At 68.7% G+C, this 14,190-nt stretch carries 10 protein-coding genes and 1 pseudogene; 5 read left to right on the plus strand and 6 right to left on the minus strand.

Annotated features, from left to right (window positions below; translation table 11 throughout):
- Positions 1–13: 13 nt before the first annotated feature.
- The 6 genes and pseudogenes from ACWPXK_RS04900 to kstR form a co-directional block, all read right to left on the minus strand.
- Positions 14–1,186: an acyl-CoA dehydrogenase family protein gene (locus ACWPXK_RS04900; protein ID WP_454194774.1), complete on the minus strand. Its 1,173-nt coding sequence runs from the start codon at positions 1,184–1,186 to the stop codon at positions 14–16.
- A gap of 589 nt (positions 1,187–1,775) precedes the next feature.
- Entirely contained in the window at positions 1,776–2,645 is an 870-nt protein-coding gene (locus ACWPXK_RS04905; RefSeq protein WP_454194775.1) for a metal ABC transporter permease, read from the minus strand.
- Between the two features lie 230 nt (positions 2,646–2,875).
- A pseudogene (locus tag ACWPXK_RS04910) lies at positions 2,876–3,739 on the minus strand (metal ABC transporter ATP-binding protein); the annotation flags it as partial.
- A gap of 4 nt (positions 3,740–3,743) precedes the next feature.
- On the minus strand, positions 3,744–4,568 hold the full coding sequence (locus ACWPXK_RS04915) for a metal ABC transporter solute-binding protein, Zn/Mn family (protein WP_454194776.1): 825 nt from the start codon (positions 4,566–4,568) through the stop codon (positions 3,744–3,746).
- 216 nt (positions 4,569–4,784) lie between these two features.
- Positions 4,785–7,358 (minus strand): trehalose-phosphatase, encoded by a 2,574-nt coding sequence (otsB, locus tag ACWPXK_RS04920; protein ID WP_454194777.1) that lies wholly within the window; start codon positions 7,356–7,358, stop codon positions 4,785–4,787.
- Between the two features lie 256 nt (positions 7,359–7,614).
- On the minus strand, positions 7,615–8,265 hold the full coding sequence (gene kstR, locus ACWPXK_RS04925; protein WP_364335458.1) for a cholesterol catabolism transcriptional regulator KstR: 651 nt from the start codon (positions 8,263–8,265) through the stop codon (positions 7,615–7,617).
- Positions 8,266–8,408: 143 nt separating this feature from the next.
- Here kstR and ACWPXK_RS04930 point away from each other — a divergent pair, with 143 nt between their 5' ends.
- From ACWPXK_RS04930 to ACWPXK_RS04950, 5 genes are read left to right on the plus strand one after another with little or no spacing between them, the layout of a single operon-like run.
- On the plus strand, positions 8,409–10,562 hold the full coding sequence (locus tag ACWPXK_RS04930) for an acyl-CoA dehydrogenase (RefSeq protein WP_454194778.1): 2,154 nt from the start codon (positions 8,409–8,411) through the stop codon (positions 10,560–10,562).
- 25 nt (positions 10,563–10,587) lie between these two features.
- Complete coding sequence (locus ACWPXK_RS04935; protein ID WP_454194779.1) at positions 10,588–11,652, plus strand: acyl-CoA dehydrogenase family protein; 1,065 nt, start codon at positions 10,588–10,590, stop codon at positions 11,650–11,652.
- The gene (locus tag ACWPXK_RS04940) at positions 11,637–12,797 is read left to right on the plus strand and encodes an acyl-CoA dehydrogenase family protein (protein WP_454194780.1); all 1,161 of its coding nucleotides are present in this window, start codon (positions 11,637–11,639) and stop codon (positions 12,795–12,797) included. Before ACWPXK_RS04935 ends, ACWPXK_RS04940 begins: the two co-directional genes overlap by 16 nt.
- Before the next feature lie 18 nt (positions 12,798–12,815).
- A complete protein-coding gene (locus tag ACWPXK_RS04945) occupies positions 12,816–13,751 on the plus strand; it encodes a bifunctional MaoC family dehydratase N-terminal/OB-fold nucleic acid binding domain-containing protein (RefSeq protein WP_454194781.1) in 936 nt (311 codons plus the stop codon).
- Positions 13,748–14,170, plus strand: a complete 423-nt coding sequence (locus ACWPXK_RS04950; RefSeq protein WP_454194782.1) for a MaoC family dehydratase — start codon at positions 13,748–13,750, stop codon at positions 14,168–14,170. The genes ACWPXK_RS04945 and ACWPXK_RS04950 overlap by 4 nt, the downstream gene beginning before the upstream one ends.
- The last annotated feature ends 20 nt before the right edge of the window (positions 14,171–14,190 follow it).

The raw sequence follows: 14,190 nt of genomic DNA on the forward strand, positions 1-14,190 counted from the left end.
GGAAATCTTTCGGCTATCCGCGCAGGATCTTGCGTCCGATGGCGTACTTGTGCACTTCGGTGGGTCCGTCGTAGAGCCGGAAGGCGCGCATGTCCCGGAAGATCATCTCGACTACGGTCTCGTCACTGATGCCGATGCCGCCGAGCACCTGCACACATCGATCGGCGACCTGGAACAGCTCCTCGGAGACGAACGCCTTCGCGATCGAACTCTCGTGCCGCGCCTTCTCGCCGTTGTCCATCAGCCAGCACGCGTGCCAGATGGTGAGCCTGCACTGGTGCAGCGCGATCTCGTTGTCCGCCAACATGAACGACACGCCCTCGTGCTCGCCGATCGGCTTGCCGAACGCGGTGCGGGTGCGCGCGTGTTCCACCGCGATGCTCTGTGCGCGCTCGGCCGCGCCGAGCCAGCGCATGCAGTGGGTCAGGCGGGCCGGCGCCAGCCGGAGCTGGGCGTAGCGCAGCGCTTGGCCGGCCTCGCCGAGCAGCGCTTCCCTGGGCAGGACCAGGTTGTCGAAGCGGACCACGCCGTGCCCGGCGACGTAGTTGCGGTCCATGGTGTTCATCGTGCGTTCGATGACGATGCCGGGCTGGTCGCCGTCGGTGAGGAACAGCGTAGGGCCTTCTGGCAGATGTGGGTTGGGCGCGAGCCGGGCCATGATGATCCAGGTTTTCGCGCCGTTTGCGCCGGTGATCAGCCATTTGCGGCCGTTGACGGTGAAGTTCTCGCCGTCGAAGGTGGCTTCGGTGGCCAGCTGGGCCGGGTCGGATCCGGCGCCGTCGGGTTCGGTCATGGCGAACACCGAGCGCTGATGTCCGGCGACAACGGGAGCCAGATAGCGCCGCACCTGGTCCGGGTTCGCGACCTTGGACAGCAGGAACATGTTGCCCTCGTCGGGTGCCGCGCAGTTCATCGCGATCGGGCCGAGCGTGGACCAGCCCGCCGCCTCGTAGATCACCGCCTGCTCGATATGGGACAGCCCGCGTCCGCCGAGTGATTCGGGAGCCTGCACGGTGAGCAGCTTCTCGGCGCGGGCGAGTGCGACGAGTTCCTGGCGCAGATCGTCGGTCGGTCCGTGCGCGGTGAGGCGAGGGTCCCGCTCGAACGGGACGATCTTGTCGATGACGAATTGGCGGACTCGGTCGCGTTCTGCGGCGAGCTCGGCGGGTATCGCGAAGTCGATCATCGTTGGTCACCATTCGTTCGGGGGCGCGATGGATCGAGCATACGAAACCGGCCCGCAGTGACTGAAGGCGGCTGCCATCAAAACTGATATCGCCGATCGGCGCCGCCTCTGAGCTGCGCTGATATTGGCTGACATCCCGTGTCGACGCCCGTGACTGCGCATGGTCGCGGTCATCGAGAATGAGGGCCATCGAGGCGCGCAGGAACCGGACGTGAACAACCGCGCCATGCCGACCGTCGCCGCCATCGCTCAGCTCGGGATCACACGCGCCTCCCTCGGCATGCCTCGTGGTGCGACACCGTTACGGACGTGGTGTGGCCCCGTTGCCCTGCTCGTCCGCGAGCCGGGCCGGGTGGTGCCGGTGAGCATGCTGGTCTGCGGAAGAGCGGGCATGGAGCAGCGAACTCCACCAACGGCATGGTGCGCGACCCGGAGTCGAACGCCGATCACCGCGACAGCAATGGCACCGCAGCCAAGGGCGTTAGCCCGCGCTCCGGCGCATGGCGACCCGATGCCGCGTGCGGATCGAGGTGGCAGCACTGCTCGCCGCGCCCGTTCCCGTCTGGCTGATGCCTCTTGGGCGGCGGTCTCAGCGAGCGCGAGCGAGGTTGCGGTTGCGGGTCCCGAGTACGCGGCAGCCGAGGTAGATCAGGAACGAGATCGTGGTGACGAACGTCGAGACCGGGACGCCCGGCGCCAGCGACAGCAGGATGCCGCCGACCGCGGCGACTTCGGCGAACACGACGGCGAGCACGGTGGCCCGCAGCGGATTCGCGGTGAGCTGTGCCGCGGCGGCGGCCGGGGTGATCAGCAGCGCGAGCACGAGCAGCGCCCCGACGATCTGCACGCCGAATGCCGCCGTAATGCCGAGGAGCACGGCGAACACGATGGACAGCGCCCGCACCGGGACCCCGCGCGCCACCGCCACCTCCGGATCCGAGCTGGCGAACAGCAGTGGCCGGTAGACGAACGCGAGCACCGCGATCACCGCCGCCGTGCAGACCGCGAGCAGCCCGATGCCGTTGTTGCCGACGCTGACCACCTGGCCGGTGAGCAGCGAGAACTTCGATCCCGCACGGTCGGGCCCCAGCCACAGGAACAGCACCGAGAGCCCCAGCCCGAACGAGAGCACCACCGCGATCACCGAATCGCGTTCCCGCGCGCGGGTTCCGAGCAGACCGAAGAGCACCGCGGCGACCACGGACCCGGCGATGGCGCCGAGGCCGACCCCGATACCGGCAAGCAGCGCCGCGGCGGCGCCGGTCAGCGACAGCTCGCTGGTGCCGTGCACGGCGAAGGACATCTGCCTGCTGATGATCAGCGGACCGATCACCCCGGACAGCAGCCCGAGCAGAGCCGCGGCCAGCAACGCCTGCTGGACGAAGCCGTAGGACAGCAGGTTCGCCGTGGTGCTGAAGTCCAGCATCTTCGTGAGCACGCCGGAAAGCTTGTCGGTCACGAGCGCACTCCGCTCGCATCCGGATGTGCCGCCGAAGGGGTTGCGCTGCCGTCGTCGTCGACCAGGTCGGCCGCGCTGGTGACGGAAACAGGCGCGTCGCTCGGCGTCAGTCGCGTGGACGTGGCGCTGTGTGACGCCGGATCGCTCGATCCGGCACCGCCGGACGGCGACGCGCCGTCCGATGCGGAGACGCCGGGCGCGAACCCGTCGCCCGCCGCGCCGTGGCAGTGTCCGCCCGCGGTGCCGAGTGCGTCCATTGTGTCGCCCGTGCCGACGACCACCAGACGCCCGCGCACCCGCAGCACGTCCACCTCGGTCCGGTACAGCTCGGAGAGGACCGCCGAGGTCATCACCTCGTCGGGCGTTCCGATCCGGAATTGCCCGTCGACCAGGTACAGCACCCGATCCACCAGCGGCAGAATCGGATTGATCTCGTGCGTCACGAACAGCACGGCGGTGTCGTGGGTGCGCCGCCGCCGATCGATCAGATCGGCGACCAGTCGCTGGTTGGCCAGGTCCAGGCTCAGCAGCGGCTCGTCGCACAGCAGCACCTTCGGATCGCCGACCAAGGCCTGCGCCACCCGCAGTCGCTGCTGCTCGCCGCCGGACATGGATTCCAGTGGCGCATAGGCGAAGTGCTGCGCGCCGACGTCGGCGATGGCCGCGGCCACCTTGCGCTTGCGTTCGGCGCGGGAGCGCAGGCCGAGGCCCCAGCGATGCCCGTCGACGCCCAGGCCGACGAGATCGACGCCGCGCAACTGCACCCCGGCGTCGATCGTCTTCTGTTGCGGCACATAGCCGATGTCGTGATTGCCGGCGCGCGCGGGCGATCCTGCGATCCGCGCCGTACCCGCGCTCAGCCCGAGCTGGCCGAGCAACACCTTCAGCAGGGAGGTCTTGCCCGATCCATTCGGCCCGAGAACGGCGACGAATTCGCCAGGAGCGACGCTGAGATCCAGCCCTTCCCAGAGGGTTCGATCGCCGAAGGACAATCGGGCCGATTCCAGCCGGACGACGGCCGAGTCGTCCTCGCGGCTCGCTCGCCGCCGGTCGACCCGGTCGGTGTGCTCGGTCAGCGCGGCTCCCTTGTTCATCTGCTCAGCCCAACGCGGTGGCCAGCGCCTGCGCGTTCTTCGTTTGCCACTGAATGTAATCCACGCCGTCGGGCAGGGTTTCGGTCACCTCTACCACCGTGATGCCCGCGTTCTGCGCGGTGCCACGCAGGTCCTTGGTGATCTTGTCCTCGGTCTGCACGTTGTAGATCAGCGCGCGCACCCGCTTGCCGGTGAGCAGGTCCTGGGTGGCCGCGACGGCCGCGGGCGCCGGGTCGGTCTCCTGCTCGATGGCCTCCTGGAACTCGTGCGGGGTGAGGTCATCGGCCCCGGCGGCGACCAGCAGATAGTGCGCGAGCGGTTCGGTCTGCAGCACCGGCGTTTTCGGGTGCTCGGCAGCGAGCTTGCCGGTGATGGCGGTGATCGCGGCGAGCCGGTCCTTGAACGCCTTCGCGCGCTCGGCGTAGGCCGAGGCCTTGTCCGGGTCCAGTTCGCCGAGCTGCGTCGCGATCCCGTCGGCCACCACGCCGACGGTGCGCACGTCGTACCAGATGTGCTCGTTCTCGTCGCTCTTGTCGACCCGGGAGGCGAACGCGTCCACGGTGCGCTTGTTCGTGCCCGCCACCGCCTTCTCGGCGAACTCGTCGTAACCGCCGCCGTTGTAGATCACCAGGTCGGCGTCGGTGAGCTCGGCCGACTCCACGGCCGAGGTCTCGTGCGAGTGCGGGTCGGCGGACGGATCGGTGATCAGCGACCGGACGGTGGCGTCGGGGCCGGCGATGGCGGCGGCGATATCGCCCCACACGTCGGTGGAGGCGACGACGGTCGGCCGGTCCGAGGCGGTCGAGTCGCCGCAGGCGGCGAGTGTCATGGCTGAGGCGACCCCCACGGCGAGGCTTACGCATCTGATGGCAAATCGGGTATTCACGTGGGGTACTCCTGGCAGTCCGGCAGTTCGTAATGGAAATCGTTCCCGTTTAACTCTAGCAATCCCGTCAAACGGTAGGATGCGGCGCCCTTCGTGGAATTCAAAGGCGAAGGGCCCGTGAACGATTCCTCGTTCACGGGCCCTCGAGCGGTACGCCCGTCAGACCAGCGCGGCCTCCACCGGCTGTCCGAGCAGTTGCGCGCAACGCAACAGGCCCAGGTGGCTGTAGGCCTGCGGGTGGTTGCCGAGCGAGCGTTCGGCCACCGGGTCGTACTCCTCGCTGAGCAGTCCGGTCGGGCCAGCGACGTCGACCAGCTGGGCGAACAGCGCCTCGGCGTCCGAGCGCTTCCCGATCAGCAGGTACGCCTCGACCAGCCAGGCCGCGCAGAGGTGGAACCCGCCCTCGCCGCCGGGCAGGCCGTCGTCGTGGTGGTAGCGGTACACGGTCGAACCGCTGCGCAGCTCGGCCTCGGTCGCAACGACGGTCGCCGCGAACCGCGGGTCGGACGGATCGATCAGGCCGCTCAGCCCGATGTGCAGGGTCGCGGCGTCCAGGTCGGTGCCGTCGTAGGCCGCGGTGTAGGACTGCACCTCGTCGTTCCAGCCCTTGGCCTTCACCTCGTCGGCGATGGTGTCGCGCAGCACCGCCCATTCCGGGTCGACCTCGCGATCGAACTTCTGCGCAAGGGTCAGCGCCCGGTCGACGGTCAGCCAGCCCATCACCTTCGAGTACACGTGGTGGCGCGGGTTGCCGCGGATCTCCCAGATGCCGTGGTCGGGCTCCTGCCAGCGTCGCTGCACGGCGGAGACCATGGCACACACCAGCTCCCAGTCGGCGTCCGGCAACACGCCCGTCGGATCGGTGACGCCCCGCAGCTCCCTGGCGTGCGCCAGGGTCGCGATGAGATCGACGATCGGGCCGAAGACGTCCAGCTGCACCTGCATGTTCGCCGCGTTGCCGACGCGCACCGGGCGCGAGCCCGCGTAGCCGGGGAGCTGGTCGATCGATGCCTCCGGCGGCAGCGTCTCGCCGTAGAGCGTGTACAGCGGGTGCAGGCGCTCGGGTCCGGGGATCGTCTCCAGCACCCGGTGCACCCACCCGAGGAAATCCTCCGCCTCGGCGAGCGAGCCGAGCGAGACCAGCGCCGACGCGGTCAGCGCGGCGTCGCGCAGCCAGCAGTAGCGGTAGTCCCAGTTGCGCACGCCGCCGATGTCCTCCGGCAGCGAGGTGGTGGCCGCCGCGAGGATCGAGCCGGACGGAGCGTGCACCAGGCCGCGCAGGGTGAGCGCGGAGCGCTTCATCAGGTCGGGCTTCAGCGGGGGCAGCGTGAGCTGCGCGGCCCATTCCGACCAGTAGCGCTCGGCCTGGCGTCGCCGCTCCTGCTCACCGGTCTGCGCGGGTTCGAGATCCTGGGTGCCGCAGCGCAATTCGAGCACGATCGGGCCGCGGGAGGGGTCCACCACGGCCCGCGCGGACTCATGGGTGCCGTCGGTGACGATCTGCCACTGCACGCCGGGAGACCGCAGCACGATCGGATCGTTGGTGCCGTACACCCGCAGCCCGCCGTCCTGGGCTTCCAGGTTCACCGGAACCTGGCCGAACTCCGGTCGCGGGGCGAAGGTGACCACGGCCTTCGCGTCGCCGGTGATCACCCTGGTCAGATCGGTGCGGGTGGGCGCGACATCGTGCGGCAGGTAGTCGGTGACTTGCAAACTGGCCCACCGGGTTTCGACGGTCATCGTGCCGTCGACGTAACGCTGCGAGAGCGGCAGCCCCGGCCGCTCCGGCTCGATGGTGAAGTGACCGCCCTGCGGACCGCCGAGCAGGTGCGCGAACACCGCGGCCGAGTCCGGTTCCGGATGGCAGAACCAGGTCACCGTGGCGTCCGGGGTGAGCAGCGCGACCGAGCGCGGGCTGGCCAGCATGGTCAGCCGCTCGATGCGCGGGGCGCTCGCGCCGGCCAGCCAGGTGCGCCGCTCCTCGAGCAGGTAGGCCAGCGCGCGGGACACGGCCTCGGTGCTGTCCACCCGGAATTTGGCCAGGCTCTCGCCCTCGCCGACCTTGATGCCGACGTCCGGACCCGACAGCACCCGGAACGCCTTTTCGTCCGTGACGTCGTCACCGAAGAACACCGCGGCCGACGCGCCCGCCTGGTGGCGCACGGTGTCCAGCGCGGTGCCCTTGTCGGTCTGCACCACGGCCAGCTCGATGACGGCCTTGCCCTCGGTGACCTGAACGCCGAACCAGCACGCCGGGCCGAGCCGGACCTGTGACAGCGCGCGATGCCCGATCTCGGGGCTCGCGTTGCGCACGTGCAGGGCCACACTCGCCGGTTTGATCTCGACCGTGACGCCGGGATTCTCCGCGGCGATCTTATTGAGTGCCGACTGCAACTCTTGGAGCAGATGCTTGGCGTCGTTGTCGATCGCGTGGACGAAGCCCACGTCGAATTCCGAGCCGTGGCTGCCGATCAGTTGCACTTCGACCGGCAGGCGGGACAGCGCCGCGAGATCGCGCAACGCGCGCCCGGATATCACGGCGGCGGTAGTACCGGTGAGGCCGGCGAGTGCTCGTAACGCGCTCACCGATTCCCGATGGGGAAAGGCTTTGGCCGGGTCGGACACGATGGGCGCGAGTGTCCCGTCGTAGTCCGATGCGACCAGCAGCCGTGGCACGCGCGCGACCGTCGACAGTGCACGGCGAAGTTCCAGTGGCAGATCCTGTGCGCTCACGCATCCAACCTAGTGATCGGAGGATTTTTTCAGGGGGCGGCCAAAACAATACTGGGTTGAATTTGCCGCACAGAAGAGCGCCGGTCCGCGTGCGCACGATAACGTACGTGTTGATCTCGCGTCCAACAGATCCGCCCAGCTAACGGCAACGCGATCGCGGCAGGTGAGCTTCGTCGCAGGACAAGGGTAATTCGAGCCCGGCGTGGCGGCCGGGCGTCGAATTCGCTCGAGGTGCGCTCGCGTCGCTCGTCGTCCTTTACTGGTTGCGTTCGCCGAGCAGGAGGTCGACGGTCAGTTCCAGGCGTTCGGTGACGTCGGTGGCCGAGGCGCGCCGGGTCAGCCAGGCGACCAGATTGGACAACCACACATCGCTGATCACCCGTGCGATGGCCAGCTGCCGTTCGGTGGGCTCGCCGTCGTTCATGGCGCGCGCGAACACCCGGTCCATCACCTTGCCGACGCGGTCCACCTCGGCGGCGGCCGAGGCGTCGGCGAACATGAACGCACGGGTCATGGCCTCGGTGAGCAGCGGGTCGCGCTGCATCATCCGGGTGATCTGGGTCAGCAGCAGGTGCATGCGCTCTTGCGGAGTCTGTCCGGCAAGCGGCTTGCGTTTGCCTTCGATCTGCTCGAATTCGCGCGAGAGCGCCGAGACCAGTAGATGCACCTTGGACGGAAAGTACCGGTACAGCGTGCCGACCGCGACGTCGGCGCGCTCGGCCACCGCCCGCATCTGGACCGCGTCGTAACCGCCCTTGGACGCCAGCGCCAAGGTCGCGTCCAGAATCCGCTTGCGCCGCTCGCGCTGCGCCGCCGAGCTCAGTTCGTCCTCACTGAGCGTGGTGACCGTTGCGGCGGGCGGTGCCGCGCTCGGGTCGGCTGGCTGCGAACGGGACGGACTGGCCATCGATGAAAGTCCTTTCCGGAAACGTCGTTTCGTCGGCCGCGTGGCGCGGTGCCGCGGCGGCGATGGTCTCTTGACTTCCGCCCGGCTAGGATATTAGAACATGTTCTAGGTGTGGGAGTCACGCCGGAAAGGCGGTATGGAGTGTGACCATCGCCACCACTGACGAGCATAAAGCCGTTCAGGAGTCGATGCGCGGTTGGGCGGCGTCGGTCCGTCCAATTGCAACAATGCGGACCGGCCCGGCCGACTTCTGGCGCGCCTACTGGCCCGCGCTCGCCGAACTCGGAATCTTCCGTGTCGCGGTGGACGAGGACGCGGGTGGCGCGGGCGGTTCGGTCGCCGATCTCGCCGTGCTGGTGGAGCAGGCGGCGCACGATCTGGTCGGTGGCCCTGTGCTGGCAACGGCTTTGGCCAATCTGATCACCGCGGGAAGCCTCGACGAGGACCTGCCCTGCGGCGTCGCGCTCGACTTCGTTGTCGGTTCGACGGTGAGCGTACCCGCCGCAAGCGACGCGCTGTTGCTCACGGGTACCTGGGATTCCGTGCTCGGCGCCGCACCGGGCACCGCCGTGCTGCTTCCGGTCGAACTCCCGCACGGACAGCGCTGGTGCCTGGTCCCGCCCGACGCCGACGGCCTGCGGGTGGAACCGCTCGCGCCGCTGGATCCGAGCACGCCGCTGGCCCGGGTGCAGTGCACGGACCTGCGCGTGCCCGTCGAGCGGGTGTTCGTCGCGCCGCACCCGGCCGAGGATCTGCTCGTCGCGCTGGTCGCCGCCGAGCTGGCCGGTCTCGCGGGCTGGTGCCTGGAGACCGCGGTCGAGTACGCCAAGGTGCGCGAGCAGTTCGGCCGCAAGATCGGATCGTTCCAGGCAGTCAAGCACATCTGCGCCTGGATGCTGTGCCGCACCGAACTCATCCGCGCCGTCGCGGGCGACACCGCGGCCGCCGTGGACGAGGGCGGCGCGGAACTGCCGATCGCCGCCGCCATCGCCGCCGCCATCGCGTTGGACGCGGCCGTCGACACCGCCAAGGACTGCATCCAGGTACTCGGCGGGATCGGTTTCACCTGGGAACACGACGCGCACCTGTACCTGCGCAGGGCGGTGGCACTGCGCCAGCTGCTCGGCGGTTCGGCACGCTGGCGGGCCCGGGTCACCGAGTTGACCCGGCGGGGCCTGCGGCGCACCACCGGCACCGACCGGATCTTCGCCGTGGACGGCGTGGCCGCCGTGGACGGCGACAACGCGCACGAACTGGCCGCGGAGGTCGCGCGGATCGCGGCGCTGCCCGCCGATCGGCAGCGCGCGGCGCTGGTGGAGGCGGGACTGGTCATGCCGCATTGGCCGCGGCCCTACGGACGCGCCGCCGATCCCATGACCGGCCTGATGATCTCCGAGGAACTGCGCCGCGCCGGGCTCGCCGCGCCGGACCTGGCCATCGGCGGTTGGGCGATTCCCACGCTGCTGCACCACGGCACCCAGGAGCAGATCGACCGGTTCGCCTGGCCGACTCTGCGCGGCGAGGTGGTCTGGTGCCAGTTGTTCAGCGAGCCCGAGGCCGGTTCGGACCTGGCCGCGCTGCGCACCACCGCGAAAAAGGTGGACGGCGGTTGGGTGCTGCGCGGGCAAAAGGTGTGGACTTCGCTGGGCGACAAAGCGAATTGGGGAATTTGTTTGGCTCGCACCGATCCGGACGCGCCCAAGCATCGCGGAATCACCTATTTCCTGGTCGACATGCACAGCGCCGGACTCGAGATCCGCCCGCTGGTGCAGATCACCGGCGAGGCGCGATTCAGCGAGGTTTTTCTCGACGACGTATTCGTACCGGACGACTGTGTGGTCGGTGCGGTGAACAACGGATGGAAAATCGCCCGCTCGACGCTGTCGACCGAGCGCGTCGCGATGGGCGGCAATGGCATCGGGCCGGTACTCGAGGAACTGATCGCGAAATCACCCGCGACCGGCCGGGGTGCGGAACTGGTGAATGACCGGCTCGGCGGATTCGTCGCCGAGGCGATCGCGGGGCTTTTGCTCGAGCAACGCGCCACGCTGAAGGCGCTGGTCGGCGCGGATCCGGGTGCGCAGAGTAGCGTACGGAAGTTGGTCGGGGTGCGCCACCGCCAAGCGGTCGCGGAATTCGCTGTCGAGACGGCAGGGCCCGTCGGCGCGCAGGATGCCGATGTGGCGAAGGAATTCCTGCTCACGCGTTGTCTATCGATCGCTGGTGGAACCGAGCAGATTCTGCTCACCGTGGCCGGTGAGCGGATTCTGGGGCTGCCTCGTGACGCGGATAACTAGTCATCGAGACAACTGGGAGAAAAGCGTGGATTTCACCAGGGACGAGGGCCAAGACGCGGTGGCCGAAGTCGTCGTGAGCTTGATGGAGCACGAACCCGCACGCGATATGGAGCTGTGGCCGAGACTGGTCGACTCCGGCCTGCTTGCCGTTCCGTTACCGGAGCGCCACGGCGGCGACGGCATGGGTCTGCTCGAGGTGTCCGTGCTCCTCACCGAGCTGGCTATGGACGCTGTCGCGGTGCCGGCTCTTCCTACGCTCGGCTTCGGGGTGCTGCCATTGGTGGCCTCCGCGCCCGAGAGCGTGCAGGCGCAGGTGCTCCCCGAGGTCGCCAAGGGCACCGTGCTCACGGCGGCGCTGAGTGAACCGGCGGCGCCGTTCATCGACAAGCCGGAGACCATCGCGGTCACCAGCGGCAAGATGGTGCGCGTCAGCGGGTGCAAGATCGCCGTGCCCTACGCGGAGCAGGCACGCTGGCTGCTGGTGCCGACCAATTCCGGCATCGCGCTGGTCGATGCGGACGCCGAGGGGCTCACCATGACGCCGACGCCGGTCTCCGGCGGCATCCCCGAATACACCGTGTTGCTGGACCAGGTGGAGATCCCCGCCGATCAGCTGTGGCCGACCGGGCTGGGCGACCTGCACCGGCTGGCGCTCGCCTCGATCGGTTCGGTGGCCGACGGGCTGCTCAGGGGCGCGATCATCCTGACCGCCGAGCATCTGCGCACCCGCAACCAGTTCGGCAGGCCGCTGGCGCAGTTCCAGGCGGTGGCCCAGCAGATCGCCGATCTGTACGTCGTTTCGCGCACCCTGCATGTCGCCGCGGCGTCGGCGAACTGGGCGCTTGCTCAGCGAGATTCGAGTCAGCAGCACCGTGAGCGGACCGATGACGACCTGGAGATCCTGGCCTACGCCGTGGCCGCGGAACTGCCCACGGCCATGCAGAAGTGTCATCACCTGCACGGCGGTCTCGGCGTGGACATCACCCACCCGATGCATCGCTACTACTCGCAGGCCAAGGACATCGCCCGCTGGCTCGGCGGGGCGTCGTTCCGACTCGATCGTTTGGGGGCAAGATGTTCATCGACCTGACCGCCGAGCAACGCCGGTTGCGCGACGAGTTGCGCGCCTATTTCGCCGATCTCGTGACTCCCGAGGAGGAGGCCGAGATGGCGGTGAACCGGCACGGCGACGCCTACCGCGCGGTGGTGCGGAGGATGGGTCGCGACGGCTGGCTCGGCGTCGGCTGGCCGAAGGAGTACGGCGGCCAGGGCTTCGGGCCGGTCGAACAGCAGATCTTCTTCAACGAGGCGGTCCGGGCCGATGTCCCGCTTCCGCTGGTGACCCTACTGACGGTCGGTCCGACGTTGCAGCAGTTCGGCACCGAGGAACAGAAACAGAAGTTCCTGCCCGGAATCCTCACCGGTGACATCCACTTCGCGATCGGCTACTCCGAACCCGAGGCAGGCACCGACCTGGCGTCGCTGCGGACCTCCGCCGCGCGCGACGAGGCCGGGGACTGGATCGTCAACGGGCAGAAGGTCTTCACCACCGGTGCGCACGAGGCGGACTACGTCTGGCTGGCCTGCCGCACCGGGACCGCCGAGTCGCGTCATCGCGGCATCACCATCCTGATCGTGGACACCACCGACCCCGGCTACTCGTGGACGCCGATCATCACCTGCGATGGCGCCCACCACACCAACGCGACCTACTTCGACAACGTGCGGGTGCCGGCGAACATGCTGGTCGGCGCGGAGAACGAGGGCTGGAAGCTGATCACGACGCAGCTCAACCACGAGCGGGTGAGCCTGGGTCCGTCCGGAAAGATCGAGCAGCTCTACGACCGGGTCCGCGACTGGGCGCAGGCGCGCGGTGTGCTCGGCGAACTCGACGTGCGGCGCTCGCTCGGGCGCATGCACGCCATGGTCCGGCTGAACGAACTGCTGAACTGGCAGGTGGCCGCCACCGTGGACGGGGACCAGGCGCAGGTGATCGCCGACGCCTCGGCCACCAAGGTCTTCTCCACCGAGTCGCTGCAGGAGGCGGGCAGGCTCGCCGAGGAGATCGTCGGCCGCTACGGCGACCCGGCCGAACCGGACACCGCGGAACTGTCCACCTGGCTCGATCGGCGGACCAAGCAGAACCTCGTGGTGACCTTCGGCGGCGGCGTCAACGAGGTGATGCGCGAACTGGTCGCCTCGTCCGGACTGCGGTTGCCGCGAGTCCCCAGATAATCAGTGAAGGAGTCGCGCGTGCCGGAAACAACAACTCCGGAAGCGATCATCGCGGCAGCTGAGGCCATCCGTGCGGCGGGCGAGTGCGCGCCCCGTTTCGGGCGTGATCCGGTGAACCAGTCGATGATCCACAACTGGGTCGAGGCCCTCGGCGATGCCAACCCCATCTACGTCGACGAGGCGGCGGCTCGCGCCGCCGGGCATCCCGGCGTCGTCGCACCGCCCGCGATGGCTCAGGTGTGGACCATGTTCGGGCTGAAGGGTTCTCGGCCCGCCGACGACCCGATGGGCGCGGTCACCGAACTGCTCGACGCCGCAGGCTACACCTCCGTGGTCGCCACCGACTGCCAGCAGACCTACCATCGCTACCTCAATGTGGGCGAACAGGTTTCGGTGACCAGCAGGCTTTCGGACATCCGCGGCCCGAAACGGACCGCGCTGGGGGAGGGGTGGTTCGTCACCTTCCGGACCACCTGGCGTGTCGGTGACGAGGTGGTCGCCGAGATGCTGTTCCGGCTGCTGAAATTCGCGCCGGGAACCGCGGCGCCGAAGCCCGCGGTGGGCGAGCGGGTCAAGCCGCTGGTTTCCCTGGACACCGAATTCTTCTGGGAGGGAACCAAAGTCGGCGAGCTGCGGATTCAGCGGCTGCCGGACGGATCGCTGCGGCACCCGCCCATTCCGGCCATCTGGCAGGACAAGTCGAAGCCGACCGATTACGTGGTCGCTTCCGGGCGCGGCAGCGTGTTCAGTTACGTCGTGCACCATGCGCCGAAGGTGCCGGGGCGGCAGCTGCCGTTCGTGGTCGCGCTGGTCGAATTGGAGGAGGGCGTGCGCATGCTCGGGGAATTGCGCGGCATCGATCCCGCCGAGGTGCGGGTCGGCCTGCCGGTCGAGGTGGGCTTCGAGAAGCTGGACGACGAGGCGATCCTGCCGTTCTGGCAGGTGGTCTCGTGAATACCGTCGAACCGGAGAGCGTGCGGGTCGGCACCGTGCTGCCCGAGCTGGTGATCACCGCCGATCCGACGTTCGTGATCAGCACCGCGCTGGCCACCCGGGATTTCCAGGACGTGCACCACGACCGGGACAAGGCCGTCGCCCGCGGCTCCAAGGACATCTTCGTCAATATCCTCACCGACACCGGCCTCGTGCAGCGCTTCGTCACCGACTGGGCCGGTCCGCGCGCGATCGTGAAGTCGCTCGCGCTGCGCCTGGGTGTGCCGCTGTACGCGGGGGACACGCTGACCCTCACCGGCACGGTGACCGCGCTGGAAGACGACGACATTCACATCGACGTGGTCGGCAAGGACAGCCTCGGCGATCACATCACGGCCACGGCCGTGATCGCGTTGCGGAGGACTGATGACGATGACTGAGCCGGCATCGCGCAGCGATT

It is taken from the genome of Nocardia sp. Marseille-Q1738 (genome assembly GCF_965283145.1).